This window comes from Paenibacillus sp. RC334 (assembly GCF_030034735.1).
Lineage (GTDB): Bacteria > Bacillota > Bacilli > Paenibacillales > Paenibacillaceae > Paenibacillus > Paenibacillus terrae_A.
Genome location: NZ_CP125370.1, coordinates 180,469 through 198,220, shown reverse-complemented (window position 1 = coordinate 198,220; position 17,752 = coordinate 180,469). Strand labels below are relative to the sequence as shown.

The window sequence follows — 17,752 nt, the reverse complement described above, 5'->3', positions numbered from 1 at the left end:
AACCCTGTCTTATTTGTGATAAATTTTGGACAAATCTTCGAAAATTACGACCGGTTTCAGCACAGCCTGATCAATGCCGCCATACTGCTTGTCGAATGCTACAATCGTTTTGGTATAAGCAATCGGGTAGATAACTGCATCATCAGCCAAAATCTCTTGTACCTTTTTGTAGATTTCTCCACGTTTGGTCGTATCCGACTCCGCTGCGCCTTCTTCCATCAACTTATCCACTTCTTTGTTGGAATAACGCGAATAGTTGGAGGACGATCCGGTGCTGTACAAGATACGGTACGCATCCGGGTCATAACCCATGATATAGCCGCTGATCGCCAGATCGAAGTCCTTGGCATTCGTATCGACGAATTTTTGCGACCAAGCCGAGGAATCCATACTGTTTACATCCAACTGAACGCCGATATCCTTCAACTTCTGCTGAATGTACAGCGCTTGTGCCTCTTGCACCTTATTACCGCCCGGAATAATAATGCGCAGCTTCAGTCCTTCAGCTCCAGCCGATTTCAGCAGTTCTTTCGCCTTGTTCACATCATTATTGAAAAATGGAACATCGTTCGTGTGATACAGCACGTCCTGTGTCAAAGCAGACTTCGCAGTATCAGCATAATCCTTGGAGCCATAAGATACCTGAATCAACTCATCCTGATTCAATGCGTATGAGAGCGCCTGACGCACTTCTTTTTTGTTCAACTGCTTTGTGTCGCTGTTTTCATTAAACATCAGGTAAGCCAAGCGGCCTTCACTGTAAGGGTAAATATCGAACTTATCGGTTGCTTTAATCGTATCCACGTTTTGCGGGTCTACATAGTTGACGTTAATCTCGCCATTCTGGAGCGCCAAGCTCGCAGCATTCGAATCCTTCACAACTCGGTACGTTACAGAGTCCAGATGCGGCTTGCCACCAAAATAGTTATCGAACCGTTCCAGTGTCACGTACTCACCAGTTTTGTATTCTTTAAACTTGAACGGGCCGGAACCGACTGGAGTGTTGTTTTTCGTGCTTTTCTCAATATCCGCTTCGTTCTCGAAAATATGCTTCGGAATCGGGGATACCTGTACCAGCGCCGCTTCAAAAGCAGGAGCTGCCTGCGGAAGCTTGAAATCCACTGTTGTATCATCAACCTTGCTCACCTGAACCGGCTTGCCGTTAATCATGAAATTACTTCTCAAAAAGCTATGCTGCTTCTCGTCCAAAATTTTATTAATCGTGAAAACCACATCGTCAGCTGTCAGCTTCTCGCCATCATGCCAAGTCAGATTCTTTTTCAGCTTCAGCGTGTACGTCAGCTTGTCTGCCGAAGGAGTCAGGCTATCTGCCAGATAGAATGTCTTCTTGCCGTTGTTCACCTGAAACAAAGGTGCGAATATCGCCTGATCTATCGTCAGACTCACCCGGTCACCCGCATAGTTCGGGTTCAGCACCACCGGATCGGCTTGTACACCGATGATCAGATTGCCGCCATCCTTGGGTTGCCCGTTATCAGCTGTTGTAGCATTCGTATTCGCTGCACTTTCGTTTGTCGCAGACGAAGAACCGGAATTCCCGCCAGAGCAGGCACTTACCACCAACATTAATATGATCAATACAAATACACCAGTCCAATTACGACGCATGTCTCTAGCCTCCGAGTTCTCTAAGTGTGTAATAAAAAATATTATAAATCGGAATAATCGGATTTACAATCAATTAAAAACTACCTATTCCCCTTTTCATTAGAAGTTCAGACATTATGTGATCGAAATTAGCAAAAAAACACCCGATTAGGGTGTCTTTTAGAAGACCAGCAAACTGATTAATGCCAGGATGGCGGGTAATCCTTGTTTCAGTAAAATGGATTTATTGGCCGTCAATGCACCATAAATCGCAGCCACCAGAACACAAATCACAAAGAACAGCTGAATCTGTTGCCCTACCGCAGCATCCGGGTACAGCAGCCCCCATACCAGCCCGGCAGCCAGAAACCCGTTGTACAGCCCTTGATTCGCAGCCAGTGACTTGGTCACTCCCGCCAGCTCCTTGGAGGTGCCGAACGTGCGAATCGCCCGTGGAGTCGTCCACAAAAACATTTCCAATATTAAAATGTACACGTGCTCCAGAGCAACAATCCCAACCAATATTGAACTGATCAAGCTCAAGTATATTCCTCTTCTCCACGCAAAATCGTTGTAAGTTGTAACTTTCGGATTCACTCTTGAGGATTATAATCCATTTTCCAAAATCAGTAAAGAGACCGGGACTAAGCCCAGTCTAATTCTTGCATAGCGCTTAGAAGAATGTTACTTACATGGTTCTCGCAAAATCCAGCAATGCTTTGGACATGCTGTTAATCTCGTCCGTAGATGCATTCACCTGCTGCGTGAGCGCGGCCTGTGTCTGCGTCAATGTAGACATGTTGCCGATGTTATGCAAAATCCGCTCGATGAGTGTCTTCATTTCGTCCAGACTGGTTTCAATATTTCCGGTCGCATCGGCGCTGTGAATGGCAAGCTTCCTTACTTCATCCGCAACTACGGCAAAGCCGCGTCCCTGTTCACCCGCACGGGATGCCTCGATCGCCGCATTCAGCCCAAGCAGATTCGTTTGATTGGCAATCTCTTTAATGAAGTTGGAAATGTTTTGTGTCTCTTCCGCGCTGACTTTGGCCTGATTAGCCGCCTCAGTCGATTGCTCTTGAGCCGTAGCCAGCTCCTGCGCCTGATTACTAACCGAGTTGACACCATTCACCATTTCCGTAATGGAATCGGAGAGATGCTGTATTTTGAGCGTGAGCTCGTCCGCAACGGACTGCTTTTGTTTTTCCAACGTTACATCACGGATAGTACCTGCCATGCGAATTGGCACTCCCTTACTGTCACGTATGCTTCCCCCACTATTATAATACCAGCGGTATTCGCCATTTTTATTCTGCAAGCGGCAAGTTACTTCATAGGGAGTGCGATCTGAAAAATCATTCAAATGGTCGTTCAACGCTTTAAACGCTATTTCAACGTCATCTGGATGCAAGCGTGAACCCCAGCTGCTAAGCGCACTCGGAAAGTCTTTCTCATCACTAAAACCCAGCGTTTTGCGAAATTGCGGTGACCACCAAAATTCACTATTTGGATTCTCTACATCTCCGTCAACCAGGATGATGTCGTATGGAGCTTCGATTAATACACGGTTAACAAGGTCATACCTTGTAACCATTGCTTCCAATTCCTCAGACTTGATTTTCTGGTCATTCACATCCAGCAAAGCGCCTGCGATTCGCAGTGGCACTCCTTGCTGATCTCGAATTGTCGTTCCAGTCGCACGGAACCAACGGTATTCGCCATGCTTCAGCTTTAAGCGATACTGAATGTCATAAGGAGTTTTTCCGGTATGATCCAGCAAATGATCCGCCAACGCTGCCAATACCCAGTCATAATCCTCCGGATGTAACCGGGATGCCCAGCTATCCAATACATTTGGGAAATCCTTTTCGCTCTGATACCCCAGCATGGAGCGGAATTCATCTGTCCATGTGAACGTATTGTTTGGATTCACAGGATCACCTGCAATGACCTCCATATCCCATAAGCCGACTTCAATCGCCTTGGTGACGAGCTTCAGACGAATGTCGGTGTGTCGAGCCTCATTTTTGATGGATTCAAGCGCTTGGTTGACATTGTTTGCGATTTCCTGAACCTCAGAAGATGCAGAGGATAGTTGTATTGCGGCAGAGTAGTCCTTCTGCTGTATTTTTTGCGACAATTTGCGGCTTTCTTCCACTAAAGGAGCAAGTGATTGAGCCTCGTTTTTTTTGAGAAACATGATATGATCTTCCCTTCTGAACCAATGTTTGAAACGGTATATTTTATATCGGAATATTATCAATAATCATTATAAATAAAATTGAAATTAATTAGGTAAAAAGAACCATTTTTTAAGACCATATGCCCAAATATTCATAGATAAAATATCGAAAAATGTCGAATTAGGGAGGAACCTCACAGGTCTGGAAACGAAAAGAACACCCTCGCACTTACTCTGCAAGAGTGTTCTTTTCGGCAAATATTCGGTTTATTCGATTTTATTTCAAAGAAGCAGCATATTCCTCGCCTTTTTCCTTATCGTATTCGCCTTCCCATTTGGACATGACCACGGCGGCAAGCGAGTTGCCTAATACATTGACTACCGTACGCGCCATATCGAGAATACGATCAATACCAGCGATAAAGGCCAAGCCTTCCAGCGGAAGGTTCACTGATCCCAGTGTAGCGAGCAAAACTACAAAGGAAGCGCCCGGCACACCTGCCATACCTTTGGAAGAAATAATCAGCACTAGCATCAGCGTGATCTGTGTAGTGATCGGCAGATCAATACCATACATCTGGGCGATGAAGATCGCAGCCAGCGCCTGATACAAGGTGGAACCGTCCTGATTAAAGGAATATCCTATCGGAATGACAAAGGAAGTAATTCCTTTCGGACATCCGAACTTCTCCATTTTCTCCATGATCTTAGGCAGGACACTTTCCGAGCTGGCCGTTGAGTAGGCAAGTAGCAGCTCACTTTTCAAAATTTTGACCATAGTCCAGAGACGAGTACCGCAGAGCTTGGCGATAATTCCAAAAACAATCACAATGAATAGCAGCATGGAGCCGTACACCGACAAAACAAGCTTCAATAACGGCCACAATGATGCCAGCCCAAACTTGGCTACTGTCGTTCCAATCAGTGCAAATACACCGAACGGAGCCAAGCGCATCACCTGATTGGTTACCCAGAACATAGCGTCGGCTACGCCTTCGAAGAAATTCAGCACAGGCTTGCCCTTGTTACCAATCGCCGCTACCCCTAGTCCGAACAAGACGGAGAAAAAGATAATAGCCAGCATATCCCCTTCGCCCAGCGCTTGAAAAATATTAGTAGGAACAATATGGACAATCGTATCCATAAAGCTGTGGCCTGACTTTTCAGCCGTCTCCACGTAGCTATGGATATCACTCTTGGCCAGGTGGGACATGTCTACACCGTCTCCGGGACGAACCAGATTCGCAACCAGCAATCCGAAAAGGATGGCAATGGTCGTCACAATTTCAAAGTACACAATAGACTTTCCGCCGAGCTTGCCCAGCTTTTTAATATCTCCGACGCCGGCTACGCCTATAATAAGAGTTGAGATCACAATAGGCACGACAATCATCTTAATCAACCGGATAAAAATATCGCCGATCGGCTTTAAGTAGACTTCCACCCCTGAATTGCCGTAAAATAAGGCACCAATAATAATACCTAAAGCCAGACCGATAAAGATTTGCATTGTCAAATTAATCTTTTTCACTTCGTGTCCCCCCTGGCTGATTTGTATATTTTTGCAGTATGCTGTTCTTAATATTCAAATGGTGTTATTTATACTACAGTCTGATCTATAAAAACCGACAATTATCTACACCTGTATTTGTTTTTTTTCAATAAATTCACCATTTTAATGTTGAATTGTGAATTTATCTCACATTGCCTTTCTAATAACACAGGAGGTGAATAATTATGAAGCTGAATATCCTCCTTTTCCTGCTTATGCTTGTGGTCGTACCACTGGCGGGCGAGCTGAATATTCACCCTTTCTCTAATACATTTCGTCTCAGCTTCGGCACGCCTGTATTTTTTTTCTTTCTGCTATCTATTCGTCATATTCTGCCTGCATTATCAGGACTGCTTGCAGGCATAGCCGTGGTGGCCTTTCGCATCTCACTCAGTTATTTCACTCACCCCGGCCCTTCCTTCGAAGAGCTGGTGACCCTGCACGGGCCTACCTTTTTTTATTACATGGTCTACGGCCTGCTCTTTCAGGTCCTTAACATTAATGCCGAGCCTTACCGCGCTCTCCGGGTAGGCATTCTCTCCGTGGGTATAGAGGTTGCGGCAAGCGTGGCGGAACTTAGCGTCCGGCGGAGCATTGACGGGGAATTCTGGGACATCGTCAAGATCAGCAAAGTGGCTCTCATGGCCATGATCCGCAGCTTCTTCGTGCTCGGGTTCTACAATATCATTCGCCTGAAGCAGTCCGTTCAGCATGAAGAGGCGCAAAGAGAGCAGACCGAACGGATTCTGCTTCTGGTATCGGATCTGTACGAGGAGTCCGTCCAGCTCGGCAAAACCCTGTCGCATACAGAGCAGATCACCCGTGAAAGCTACGAGCTATATCGGGAGTTGCAGCAGGCTGAATCTCTGGAAGACAGGGACCGTTACGCCAGACAGGCACTCCGTATTTCCGGACAGGTTCATGAGATCAAAAAAGACAGTCAGCGGATTTATGCCGGGCTGTCCAAGCTGATTGATGCGGAAAGCGGAGTGCATTACATGCCTTCTCGGGAGCTTGGGGAGCTGATCGTCCGAACGAACCACAAATATGCACAAGCGCTGGACAAGTCTATTCATTTCAGCCTGAATGTTGACCCTTTGCTGTCCAAGTTGCATGTTTATACGGTTTTGACACTCATTAATAACCTGACAGCTAATGCGGTTGAAGCGATGAAGGACAGCGGAAGGATTGACGTTTCCATTCGGTTTCTACCAGGAAAAGAGGACACGGTGACCTTTAGTGTCACGGACAACGGCCCGGGGATTCCTCAGCGTAAAAGGGAAATGGTCTTCACACCGGGGTATACAACCAAGTATGATGATGAAGGACAGCCTTCGACTGGCATGGGATTGTTTTATGTGCGCGAGGTCGCGGAGAGCCTCGAAGGAACGATTGTGCTGCAACAGGAAGAAGAACACACAGACAGGGTACGGACCACTTTTACAGTCACATTGCCTTTACGGAAACTGACGGAGAAAGGAAGATAGCCCGGATGCGTTTTTATATTGTAGATGACGATCAGGGAATTCGCTCTATGCTGGCAGACATTATTGAAGATGAAGGTCTCGGTGAGGTTATCGGGGAAGCGGAGGACGGTTCCTATGTGAACAGCGATCTATTGGAGCTTAACCGGATTGATGTATTGCTCATTGATCTGCTGATGCCGATTCGTGATGGCATTCAGACGGTGCGTGCACTCAGTGATCAATTCAGCGGCAAAATCATTATGATTTCCCGCATTGAATCCAAAAACATGATCGGCGAGGCATACTCGCTCGGTATTGAATACTACATTGCCAAGCCCTTGAATCGGCTGGAGATTATTGCGGTGATTCATAAGGTGTCCGAACGTTTGCGTATGCAGCAATCTATCACGGATATCCAGCGCACGCTACAGGGGCTCTCGATGTTCACATCGAGAGGACCATCGACAACAGTAGAACCGACCAAAAGCATCACAACTTCCGGGCAGTTTCTGCTCTCCGAAATGGGAATGATCGGCGAAGCAGGCAGTATGGATTTGCTGGACATGCTGGAATATCTGGACCAGTATGAGGAAGATACGGGTAACCTATCCCCCTATCTGTTCCCACCGTTGAAGGATATCTTCGCGAATGTAGCCTTGAAACGGCTGGGAAGCTCGGCTTCTGCGACAGAGCTGAGTAAGGAAATCAAAGCATCTGAGCAGCGCGTCCGCCGCGCTATTTTCCAGACACTAAGCCATATCGTGTCGCTCGGATTGACGGATTACACCCACCCTAAATTTGAAAATTATGCGTCCAAATTTTTTGATTTTACAGAAATCCGCAAAAAAATGCTGGAACTGCAAAACAATGTGGAACCCTCGCTGTCTCAAGCCCGGATCAATACAAAAAAATTTGTACAGGTGTTCTATATGGAGGCCAAAAGGCTGCTACATTAAAAAAGCACCTGCTTACCCCCTAATGTGCCACCACATGAGAAGGGTTACGCAGATGCCATTTGGTTAAAAAATGCTGATCATCTTCTAGTCTTTTGGTTCCACACTCTTGTCCTGGCGTTCCATTGCACCCAAAAAACCGACACCATCGGACAACAAGCGTTTCAAGACATTTAATTCCTCCGTACTGTAACGATCTAAAAATTGAAGCAACTGATGCTGTACTTTATTGTGAAGCCGCTCATGCACAAGAAAGAGCTTTTTACCCAACGGGGTTAGACGAAAATAAATCTCTTTTTTGTTGTCGTTAAGCTGGGTTCTGCGAATCCAGCCTTCCTTGAGCAGTTTGGTGCTGACTTTCGAAACCGTACCTTTGCTCAGCTCAATCCGATCCGCTAATGTCGTAACATTAATCGGCTCATGCCTCCCGATACAGTCAATGACGTGAACATCAGTCAGTTTGAGCGAAGCATTCCCATCAAAATGCTCGTGGACTTCTTCGAGAAAAGACATACTCTCTCTCTGCTGATACTGCTCCAGCTGATGGTTAGTTTTGATAAGCAGGTCATAGACGTGCTGAATGATTGTGGCTTTTTCCATACAAACCGATAGTCACTCCTTTGGCGTATCCCTCCGTTCATTATAGCTTAAATTTGTTTCAAAAGAAACAATATAAGATACGAAAAGCTCCCCTTTAACATTTTCGCATCTAAATAAAAATCATACTGATTCATGATTTTTCGTTTCTCATGAAACAATTTTATTGTAATTATATTGAGAATAATTATCAACTACTTTTTTCAGAAAATTCTTCTCTCTCGCAAACCATGCTTTAATTTTCATTTCCAAAAATTTAATTGTATAATCGTAAAATGAGACAAGCTCTTATGAAAGGGATGATCTTACATGTCGGATGCAAACCAATTATTCGGTCAAGCACTGGTTAAATCGCTGGTCGGTGAACGTGGACATATTCGAGTGGCTCGGGCTTTGCCGGATATCGACGCTGAACTGGCAGGTAAAAAAAATGTAGAAATGCCCTACAGCATTTATCAACTGTTGAAGCATATGAGCTACTGGCAGCAATTTATGCTGGAGCATTTGGAAGGTCGGAAGCCCCAACTTCCGGGCAATGTGATGGAAAGCTGGCCCGAAGAAACCGGACCGCAAAGTGAAGAAGCATGGCAGGCAGTTATTAAGGAATTTTTGCATGGCGTAGATCAGGCTGTAAAGATTGCCGAAACCGCACAGCTGGATGATTCGCTGGCCCATTTCCCCGGTGAAACGAAAGCGGGACTGCTGCGGAATATCGCTTCCCACAACTCATATCATTTGGGCGAAATCGTGCTGCTGCGCCGTATTTATGGAGCTTGGCCGCCGCCTGGAGGGGGCTTTCCCGCTTAAAGGGAAAACTGTGCCCTCGGGAAATCAGGCACAATGAGGAGCACACCTGCGTATCCTAGGGAGAATTACTCCCCTTGTGCCCTGCTTACTTATACTCATCCTACCTTGATTTGGAGCCCTTTATGCGTCATCAGGAGCAATCAGAAAAATGGTCCCCCATTATGCATAATCAAAGAGAGGTTTCGAGGATATGAAGAGGCGTATACATTTAAGCCATAATATCATCTGTATGATTGTCATTAGCCTTATTGCTAATATGAGCGGGAGTATGATCCTCCCGCTCTTTGCTATTTATGTAGAACAGTTCGGCATATCCGCACTCAATATGAGTATTTTATTTTCTCTATTTTATGTGGGAAGATTTCTGGGTGGAGGCTTGGCAGGACGAATTTATGAAAAGATTGGCGCAAAGCGCTTGGGGCTGAGCTTACTCTTCGCTGAAATCATTTGTATGCTCTTGTTCCCGGTTGCAGAAAGCTTCTTCATTCTATCCATCCTTAGACTCCTTCAAGGCTTGGTGGCGATAGGATTAACCGTCTTTGTAAGAGTCACCATTAACCAGATCAGTACCACGGAGAATAGAGGTATCCTCAATGGATATATCAGCAGCAGCGAAGGTGCAGGTACGATTTTGGGACCTATCATGAGTGGAATCATTGTTTCCTATTTTACTTTAGCTGTCCCGTTCTATTTCGTCGCTATTTTTTCCTGTATATCCTTCGTTGCCGTCTCCAGAATGACATTCCCCCGTCTCTCTTCCAAACCTCAGCAGCAGCAAGAACCCCTTCATGAATCGAAAAGAAAAACCATGCTAACGAAACAGCTACTGCTCTATTCCACCGTTCATTTCCTTGAAATGAGTGCATTCGCCATATTTTTAACGTACTTCTCTGTGTATGCAACCTACAAGCTCCATTGGGGCCCTGTAGAAATCAGCTTGGCTTTTACAATCATCGGGGTATCGACGTTTGTATCAGCACCCTTTATTGGCAAAGTATCCGATCTGCTCAAAGATCGCTTAATCCTCAGTATTATTGGCCTGTTGCTGATCATGGTGGAAATAGCCTTGTTTCTTTGGTTCAAGGAACCATGGATTGTATACTTGGGGATGTTCATCGGAGGCATTGGCGGAGCCAGTTATCTGGATTCTTTTTACTCCCAACTGGGGGATGTCATTCCTGAGGAAAATAGAAGTTCATTTATCGGCAACGTCGTATCATTTTCGGAATTAGGGGCCATTGTCTCTCCAATCATCGCAGGCGTACTCATTGAACGTTTTAACATAAATGCCCCTTTTTATTACAATATGCTTTTGGTGCTTATGGCTATTGTTATCCAATACTTCATTCGGTTAAAGTTGAAATCCTCAAGAAAAAGGCCACTTGCATAAGCAGGCAGCCTGTTCCTTGGCCTATAATTACAGCTCCAATTCAACTGCAACCCCGAAATGATCGGATACGACTAATCCCGTTTTTCCGTTCAGCACGACAGTTGAAGATTGAACCTGTACGGGTTTGTTGGAAAAAACATAGTCAATCCGCAGCGGTTCGGCGTTACTTTCCCAGCCTGCAATGGCTTTGATGACCGTATGGCCTTCATCACGTACCGTTGCGTTCGGATAGGTGTCCGACCAGCCGGATTGCAGCACATAGTCATACCCTTCCCCGCGCACTTCAGCCGCATTGTTGAAATCCCCCATCATAAAAACAGGCGTCGGCGCAAAAGGATTCAATACCTCCGTTGTACGGTCCCATAGTCCACGGAAGGATTCCTCATCATTCCACCAGTTGTAGTGCCCGCTCACAAACCAAGCCGATACTCCATCCACCGCAGTTTGCACGCCCACAATTTTACGGGATCGGTAGTTGTCATAGTCCCGTAGCGAGGAAACATATTCGTTCACCGTGCCTGTAATCGGTGTTTTGGACAAAATCGCCAAGCCCTCATCGTATTTGGCAAAGCCAATATGTGCGGGGGCCCACGTCCAATAATAGGTATCGGACAATAACCCATTCAGCACATAAGCGTAATTATCGCGCTTAATGACCACCTCAGGATCAGCGCTATAGTAAGCGCCCAAATCGTCCGGCGATAAAGGAGCCTCGTCCATAGACTGGTTCACTTCCTGCAAAGCAATGATATCGAACTGCTGCTCATGAATAAAAGCGGCCAGTTGTTTTAGCTTTTCGAGCTGATTTTCTTCCATCCAAGCATGTACATTTAAGGTTAACAATTTCAAAGTAATCACCTGTTGAGTATGTCTTGTATATCTGATTTGAGCACATCGGCCTTCGGTCCGTAAACCGCCTGTACCCCATTATCTACTTTAATTAAGCCCAGAGCGCCCAACGCTTTCCATGTCTTTTCGTCCCCGACGGCATCTGTATCCTTCACCGTCACACGCAGACGGGTCATGCAGGCATCGACCTCGACAATGTTCTGCTCACCCCCAAGCGTTTTGATGATATCTGCCGCCAATTGATTCTGAGGGGAAACGGCCGCTACATGACCTGTATCCAAATCCGCGCTGCCAGTCCCTCCAGCCTCCTGAGGCTCCTCATCCGTATAGTTCCCCAGTCTTCCCGGCGTAGCCATTTGGAATTTGCCGATCATAAAATAAGCGATAAAGTAAGTCACCACCGCAAATACAACACAAGTCAGCACGAAATTGATAATGTCCTGCACCAAACCCGCATTTATAGACAACGGTAATCGAGTCAGCAACTCAATCATACCAAACGAATGTAAACGCAAATGTATGATGTCCGCCATTCCGAACGCAATTCCGGTAAGAATAGCATAAACCACGTACAGTACAGGCGCTACGAACATAAACATAAATTCCAGCGGCTCCGTTACCCCTGTCAAAAAGACAGCAGCGGCGGCTGAAAAAATCATCGACTTGTACTTGCTTCGCTTATCCTTGTCTACACGGCGATACATAGCCACCGCCAGTCCCATAAGGATTCCCGCTCCGCCGATCATTTGCCCTACCTTAAAGCGGGCAGGCGTCACGCCTTCCAACAAGCTATTGTAGGCTGTCGGATCGGTACCACGAAGCGCACTCAGGTCGCTTGCCCAAGCCAGCCACAGCGGGTCCTGTCCAGCAACGACGCTGCCCGCCCCGGAACCCGTAAGCGTCGTGTAAACGCCACCAAGTTGAGTATAGTTAATAGGAACCGTCAGCATATGGTGAAGCCCGAAGGGAATTAACAGTCTTTCCAGTGTACCATAGACAAATGGCGCTACAAAAGGAGCCGATTCCCCAGAGGTCGCCAACCAAACACCAAACTGGTTAATCCCTCCCTGGATAAATGGCCAGATGGCAGACATGATCAAACTAACGATGACAGACCATAAAATCACGACAAAAGGAACAAAACGTTTACCGTTAAAAAAGGCTAAAGCGTCCGGCAGCTTGCGGTAATTGTAGTATTTGTTAAATACCACTGCCCCGACGAACCCGGAGATGATACCGACAAACACGCCCATATTGAGTGCAGGTGCCCCTAAGACAGAAGTAAAATAGCCACTGACCGGAATAGATGCACCAAAGAGAGTATGGGTGGTTGCCCCCTCCTGCGTTAGCATCTTCGAGGATACGCCCAAAATCGTTCCTGTTGAAATATTAATAAGAATAAAAGCAATTAAGGCGGCAAAAGCCCCGCCAGCCCGTTCCTTGGCCCAGGAACCGCCGATTGCCACCGCAAACAGAATGTGTAAATTGTTAATGATGCCCCAACCCAAATTTTCCATGACCCCACCGACGGTCAACCAGACATGAACATCACCAGCCAGCATTGCCACCACTTTACCGAGCGAAATCATAATTCCGGCCGCTGGCATGACAGCGACAACCACAAGCAGTGCTTTCCCAAGCTTTTGCCAAAAATCAAATGATAGAAGTTTTTTCATTTCTCCATCAATCTCCATCCATATAGTATGTATAGCGTTGTTTGTTACCTCGTAAATAAATGCAATCGGTTGCACAATTATTATAATGATATCGCTTTCTATTGGCAATACCCTGATTGTAAACATCTTGGTTAATGACGATGTAAAAGCTCGAAAAAAGTCGCGAATTTGTTGATTTTCGAGCAATATCGTATGATAGAACATAATATTTCCTGCTTGAGATAGCAAAAGGAGAAGAAGACGATGGCAGTAACCATCAAAGATGTCGCAAAGCGTGCCAATGTTGCTACTTCCACCGTGTCCCGTGTCATTCAAGACAGCCCAAAAATTAGCGAGGCCACCAAGGCACGTGTCCGCAAAGAAATGAAGGCGCTTGGCTATGAGCCCAATTATTCAGCCCAAAGTCTGGCTAACCGTGTCACACAGTCGATTGGCATTATTATGCCTGAATCGGATGTGGCGATCTTTCAAAACCCGTTCTTTCCGGAAAGCCTTCGCGGGATCAGCGAATGGGTAAATGAGCATAACTATACACTGTCGATTGTCACAGGAAAAACGAGCGATGAATTGCTATCCCGCGTGAAGCTGATGACGCGAACCGGACGTGTTGACGGCTATATTGTCTTGTATTCCAAGCAAGAGGATAAAATCGTGGAGTATTTTCATAAAGAAAAAATACCTTACACTGTAATCGGCAAGCCTCAGCAATTTATCAGTGAAACCACTCATGTGGACAACGATAACTATCAGGCCGCCAAGGACGTGGTCACTTATTTGATCCGTCTGAATCATCAGCGTATTGCTTATGTTGGCGGAGATCATGAACGCACTGTGAATACCGAAAGACTCAGGGGCTATCAGGATGCGCTGCGGGAGGCCCATTTGCCTCTACCGGACGAGTACGTTGTCAGGGAGCCTTTTACCCTGGAGGACATACGGACGCTATTGCAGGTTTCCCCGCCGCCTACCGCTATGATCGTCAATGACGACCTTGTAGCGATGGCTGTACAGAAATTTCTGTCCCAACTGGGCGTATCCATGCCAGAACAGCTTTCCATGGTGAGCTTTAACAATCTGATGCTGGCTGAGCTGATGAATCCCCCTCTTTCTTCCGTAGATATTGATATCTTCACCCTTGGTTATCAGGCGGCCAAAAGTCTGATCGAAAAAATCGAAGACCCCAAGGAACTGACCAAACATATCATCGTTCCCCACCGGATTGTAGAACGCGAATCCAGTCAGAAGCTACCGTACTCCGAGGAATGAACAAAAAACTGATTTTGTGGACATCCATAAAATCAGTTTTTTTGCGTTGACAGGGCAATCGGTTGCACTATATACTGAACTCGCTCATATACTGGTTTCGTTAAAACAACGAATTCATTTTCAGAGAGGGGTACGCAATCATGGTTTATAACCGATTATTTGACGTAGATAACTGGAAACTGACAACCCACACTCTACATACAACACACATGCGATTACAAGAAAGCATAATGTCCATAGGCAACGGTTATATGGGCATGCGCGGCAATTTTGAAGAAGCCTATTCAGGTGATCATCATCAAGGAACTTATATCTCCGGTGTCTGGTTCCCCGACAAAACAAAGGTCGGCTGGTGGAAAAACGGCTATCCCGAGTATTTTGGCAAGGTCATCAACGCCATGAATTTTATCGGCATCGGTCTGATCGTGAACCAGCAGGAAGTGGACTTATTTACGGCCCACATCAGTGATTTTGTGCAGGAACTGGACATGAAGCAAGGTATTCTGCGGCGTGCCTGTACCGTGAACGGTCAGGTTCGTATCACTACGGAACGTTTTCTAAGCATCACCACTCGTGAACTATGCCTGATTGATTACCAGGCAACCAATATAAGCGAGCAGCCTCTAACGATTGAGCTTGTTCCTTATTTGGACGGTAATACGAGAAATGAGGACACCAACTATGATGAGGTGTTCTGGCTGGAGGAAGCGCGCGAGGTTCAGGAACAATTCATCAGCCTATCCACAACGACGATAGACAATTCGTTTGGTATTCCGCGTTTTACCGTAAACGCTACCATGGGTATTGTGACCGCAGGACAGGATCAGCAAACGACGGAAGAGGGCTTTTTGTATGCTGCACGCCACTATCAATATACCGTTGCTCCAGGTGACAGTGCTCATCTGCAAAAAATCGTGGCTGTCACCACCTCACGTGACATAGAAAGGGATGCGTTGATTCCACAAGCTGAACGTCTCGCCGTGGAAGCCGTGAACAAAGGATACACACTGCTTAAGCAGGAGCATATCGCCGCTTGGGACGGACGTTGGGACAAAGCGGATGTTGAAATCGAAGGGGATACAGAGGCCCAGCAGGGAATACGTTTTAACATTTTCCAGCTATTCTCTACGTACTACGGTGAAGACGCCCGCCTGAACATTGGCCCCAAGGGCTTTACGGGTGAAAAATATGGCGGTGCCACGTATTGGGATACGGAGGCGTACGCTGTGCCGATGTATTTGGCGCTGGCAGATCCTGATGTGACTAAAAACCTGCTTCTATACCGCTACCATCAATTGGAGGGTGCCAAGCATAATGCGGCACAGCAAGGACTGCAGGGCGCACTGTATCCTATGGTCACCTTTACGGGTGTGGAATGCCATAACGAATGGGAAATTACCTTCGAGGAAATTCACCGTAACGGGGCCATTGCCTATGCCATTTACAATTACACCAACTACACGGGCGACTTGGCCTATTTACGGGAATATGGAATAGATGTACTGGTCGAAATTAGCCGCTTCTGGGCGGATCGTGTTCATTTTTCCCATCGCCATCAGCAGTATATGATCCACGGGGTTACTGGGCCGAACGAATACGAAAACAACGTCAATAACAACTGGTATACCAATACACTGGCTGCATGGGTTTTAAAATATACGTTATCGGTCTTGTCTCAAACTTCTTCAGAGAAATCGGAGAGGCTGGCTGTTACCGAGGATGAGCTTGCGCATTGGCAGGATATCATCAACCGTATGTACTATCCCTACGATGAGGAACGGGGCATATTCGTACAGCATGATACCTTTCTGGATAAGGATTTGCAGCCTGTATCCTCCCTTGATCCAAGTCATCTGCCGCTAAATCAGAAATGGTCATGGGATAAAATCCTCCGTTCCTGCTTCATCAAGCAGGCGGATGTGCTACAGGGTCTGTATTTCTTCGGAGATCAGTTCACGCTGGAGGAAAAAGTGCGCAATTTTGCATTTTATGAGCCGATGACCGTTCATGAATCCAGTCTGTCCCCATCCATTCACGCCGTGCTGGCCGCTGAGCTCAAAATGGAGGAAAAAGCAGTCCAGATGTATCAACGGACGGCTCGTCTGGATCTGGATAATTATAATAACGATACCGAGGACGGTCTGCATATTACCTCCATGACGGGAAGCTGGCTGGCGATTGTGCAGGGCTTTGCCGGAATGAGAACGTATAACGAAACATTGAGCTTCTCCCCCTTCCTGCCTCAGGGCTGGAGCAAATATACGTTTAAAATCAACTATCGCGGTCGCTTGCTAAGTATTCTCGTACAGGAAAATGAAGTAATCATTACGCTGTTGGACGGAGAACCCTTGACGCTGGAGCTGTATGGACAGCCGACACATATAACCAATGGGCAACCGTTAATGACGAGCAGTGTTTCATAAATACGGGCAGACAAGGGGGAGAAGCGAATGAAGGCAGTGATTTTTGACTTGGACGGCGTGATTACAGATACCGCCGAATACCATTTTCAGGCATGGGACAGCTTGGCGGCGGCGTTGGGCATTCCTTTTGATCGAGAATTTAATGAGCAGCTAAAAGGGATCAGCCGAACGGAATCACTCGACAAAATATTGGCGCGGGGTGAAGCGGACGCATATACTGCCGAGGATAAGCTGGAGCTGGCTGCACGGAAAAATACGGAGTACCAGCGGCTCATCTCGGCTTTGACCCCGGCAGACGTACTACCGGGCATCCATGCACTTCTAATGGAGTTACGCGACGCCAGGATCGGAATTGCGCTGGCCTCTGCGAGCAAAAACGCAGCGTTTATACTGGATAGGCTGGAGCTGACACACTATTTTGACAGTGTGGTGGATGTCACAGCCATTCGGCATGGCAAGCCTGACCCGGAAATCTTCCTCACCGGAGCCGTGAATCTGGGTGTTCAGCCTGCCGGCTGTATCGGTATAGAGGACGCTCAGGCCGGAATCCAGGCGATCAAGAGTGCAGGAATGTTCGCAGTCGGTGTGGGAACGCCCTCGCAAATGCAGGGTGCCGATATCGTGGTGGCTACTACCGCCGAGCTGTCTTTGAGGATGTTGGAGGCGCATTTTATCAGGGGATGAAGAAGGGAAAGAATATAAAAAAATGGCCTGTCTCTGTGACAGGTCATTTTAGTGTGTTTATGACTTGAAGGACTTTCTCTTTGGTATCTGGGTGATTATTCGCATATTCTGTGAAGGCTTCTTGCAAAATGGTTCTTTGATCCTTTTCGGTAACAAATGACCAGGTACGCAGCATTGTAGCGAACTCTTCCGGAAATCTAAAAGATAGCGCATTCCTTGCCAAAGCGATTACCTCCTATTCTTAATAGCTTGTGATAAAGCAGCCAGTGAAATAACCAGACCGACCAAAGCGATGATAA

The 17,752-nt window shown here is 46.6% G+C and carries 15 protein-coding genes; 7 read left to right on the top strand and 8 right to left on the bottom strand.

From position 1 onward, the window contains the following. Nucleotides 1-9: 9 nt before the first annotated feature. The 4 genes from QMK20_RS00915 to QMK20_RS00900 form a co-directional block, all read right to left on the bottom strand. On the bottom strand, nucleotides 10-1,629 hold the full coding sequence (locus QMK20_RS00915) for an ABC transporter substrate-binding protein (protein WP_283654196.1): 1,620 nt from the start codon (nucleotides 1,627-1,629) through the stop codon (nucleotides 10-12). A gap of 159 nt (nucleotides 1,630-1,788) precedes the next feature. Next, nucleotides 1,789-2,151 (bottom strand): DUF1304 domain-containing protein, encoded by a 363-nt coding sequence (locus QMK20_RS00910; protein WP_283654195.1) that lies wholly within the window; start codon nucleotides 2,149-2,151, stop codon nucleotides 1,789-1,791. 145 nt (nucleotides 2,152-2,296) lie between these two features. Then, on the bottom strand, nucleotides 2,297-3,808 hold the full coding sequence (locus QMK20_RS00905; RefSeq protein ID WP_283654194.1) for a methyl-accepting chemotaxis protein: 1,512 nt from the start codon (nucleotides 3,806-3,808) through the stop codon (nucleotides 2,297-2,299). A gap of 259 nt (nucleotides 3,809-4,067) precedes the next feature. Further along, complete coding sequence (locus tag QMK20_RS00900) at nucleotides 4,068-5,321, bottom strand: cation:dicarboxylate symporter family transporter (RefSeq protein ID WP_044644965.1); 1,254 nt, start codon at nucleotides 5,319-5,321, stop codon at nucleotides 4,068-4,070. A gap of 206 nt (nucleotides 5,322-5,527) precedes the next feature. Between QMK20_RS00900 and QMK20_RS00895 the strand changes: the two genes are divergently transcribed. Next, the gene (locus QMK20_RS00895) at nucleotides 5,528-6,829 is read left to right on the top strand and encodes a sensor histidine kinase (protein WP_283654193.1); all 1,302 of its coding nucleotides are present in this window, start codon (nucleotides 5,528-5,530) and stop codon (nucleotides 6,827-6,829) included. A gap of 5 nt (nucleotides 6,830-6,834) precedes the next feature. After that, entirely contained in the window at nucleotides 6,835-7,764 is a 930-nt protein-coding gene (locus QMK20_RS00890; protein ID WP_044644967.1) for a response regulator, read from the top strand. 84 nt (nucleotides 7,765-7,848) lie between these two features. Here the strand turns inward: QMK20_RS00890 and QMK20_RS00885 are convergent, their stop codons facing one another. Continuing rightward, complete coding sequence (locus QMK20_RS00885) at nucleotides 7,849-8,361, bottom strand: MarR family transcriptional regulator (protein ID WP_283654192.1); 513 nt, start codon at nucleotides 8,359-8,361, stop codon at nucleotides 7,849-7,851. A gap of 306 nt (nucleotides 8,362-8,667) precedes the next feature. Here QMK20_RS00885 and QMK20_RS00880 point away from each other — a divergent pair, with 306 nt between their 5' ends. Further along, the gene (locus QMK20_RS00880) at nucleotides 8,668-9,165 is read left to right on the top strand and encodes a DinB family protein (RefSeq protein ID WP_283654191.1); all 498 of its coding nucleotides are present in this window, start codon (nucleotides 8,668-8,670) and stop codon (nucleotides 9,163-9,165) included. A gap of 190 nt (nucleotides 9,166-9,355) precedes the next feature. Then, nucleotides 9,356-10,555, top strand: coding sequence for an MFS transporter (locus QMK20_RS00875; protein WP_283654190.1), 1,200 nt, complete (start codon nucleotides 9,356-9,358; stop codon nucleotides 10,553-10,555). 27 nt (nucleotides 10,556-10,582) lie between these two features. Here the strand turns inward: QMK20_RS00875 and QMK20_RS00870 are convergent, their stop codons facing one another. Continuing rightward, entirely contained in the window at nucleotides 10,583-11,404 is an 822-nt protein-coding gene (locus QMK20_RS00870; RefSeq protein ID WP_283654189.1) for an endonuclease/exonuclease/phosphatase family protein, read from the bottom strand. 5 nt (nucleotides 11,405-11,409) lie between these two features. After that, complete coding sequence (locus QMK20_RS00865) at nucleotides 11,410-13,080, bottom strand: PTS transporter subunit IIBC (protein WP_283654188.1); 1,671 nt, start codon at nucleotides 13,078-13,080, stop codon at nucleotides 11,410-11,412. 243 nt (nucleotides 13,081-13,323) lie between these two features. On the opposite strand from QMK20_RS00865, the gene QMK20_RS00860 reads away from it, so the two are divergent. The 3 genes from QMK20_RS00860 to pgmB all read left to right on the top strand — a co-directional run bounded on the left by QMK20_RS00860 (nucleotide 13,324) and on the right by pgmB (nucleotide 17,453). Then, on the top strand, nucleotides 13,324-14,346 hold the full coding sequence (locus tag QMK20_RS00860; RefSeq protein WP_283654187.1) for a LacI family DNA-binding transcriptional regulator: 1,023 nt from the start codon (nucleotides 13,324-13,326) through the stop codon (nucleotides 14,344-14,346). 140 nt (nucleotides 14,347-14,486) lie between these two features. Continuing rightward, nucleotides 14,487-16,769 carry a glycoside hydrolase family 65 protein gene (locus QMK20_RS00855; protein WP_283654186.1) on the top strand — a complete coding sequence of 761 codons (2,283 nt, stop codon included), beginning with the start codon at nucleotides 14,487-14,489 and terminating at the stop codon, nucleotides 16,767-16,769. 27 nt (nucleotides 16,770-16,796) lie between these two features. Next, on the top strand, nucleotides 16,797-17,453 hold the full coding sequence (pgmB, locus tag QMK20_RS00850; protein ID WP_283654185.1) for a beta-phosphoglucomutase: 657 nt from the start codon (nucleotides 16,797-16,799) through the stop codon (nucleotides 17,451-17,453). 43 nt (nucleotides 17,454-17,496) lie between these two features. On the opposite strand, the gene QMK20_RS00845 is transcribed toward pgmB, so the two are convergent. After that, a complete protein-coding gene (locus tag QMK20_RS00845) occupies nucleotides 17,497-17,676 on the bottom strand; it encodes a hypothetical protein (protein ID WP_283654184.1) in 180 nt (59 codons plus the stop codon). Nucleotides 17,677-17,752 lie beyond the last annotated feature (76 nt).

Excerpts from the sequence above, each read along its gene's own strand:
- QMK20_RS00915 (WP_283654196.1), bottom strand. The coding sequence starts at position 1,629 with ATGCGTCGTAATTGGACTGGTGTATTTGTATTGATCATATTAATGTTG.
- QMK20_RS00905 (WP_283654194.1), bottom strand. The coding sequence starts at position 3,808 with ATGTTTCTCAAAAAAAACGAGGCTCAATCACTTGCTCCTTTAGTGGAA.
- QMK20_RS00895 (WP_283654193.1), top strand. The coding sequence starts at position 5,528 with ATGAAGCTGAATATCCTCCTTTTCCTGCTTATGCTTGTGGTCGTACCA.
- QMK20_RS00890 (WP_044644967.1), top strand. The coding sequence starts at position 6,835 with ATGCGTTTTTATATTGTAGATGACGATCAGGGAATTCGCTCTATGCTG.
- QMK20_RS00885 (WP_283654192.1), bottom strand. The coding sequence starts at position 8,361 with ATGGAAAAAGCCACAATCATTCAGCACGTCTATGACCTGCTTATCAAA.
- QMK20_RS00880 (WP_283654191.1), top strand. The coding sequence starts at position 8,668 with ATGTCGGATGCAAACCAATTATTCGGTCAAGCACTGGTTAAATCGCTG.
- QMK20_RS00875 (WP_283654190.1), top strand. The coding sequence starts at position 9,356 with ATGAAGAGGCGTATACATTTAAGCCATAATATCATCTGTATGATTGTC.
- QMK20_RS00865 (WP_283654188.1), bottom strand. The coding sequence starts at position 13,080 with ATGAAAAAACTTCTATCATTTGATTTTTGGCAAAAGCTTGGGAAAGCA.
- QMK20_RS00860 (WP_283654187.1), top strand. The coding sequence starts at position 13,324 with ATGGCAGTAACCATCAAAGATGTCGCAAAGCGTGCCAATGTTGCTACT.
- QMK20_RS00855 (WP_283654186.1), top strand. The coding sequence starts at position 14,487 with ATGGTTTATAACCGATTATTTGACGTAGATAACTGGAAACTGACAACC.
- pgmB (WP_283654185.1), top strand. The coding sequence starts at position 16,797 with ATGAAGGCAGTGATTTTTGACTTGGACGGCGTGATTACAGATACCGCC.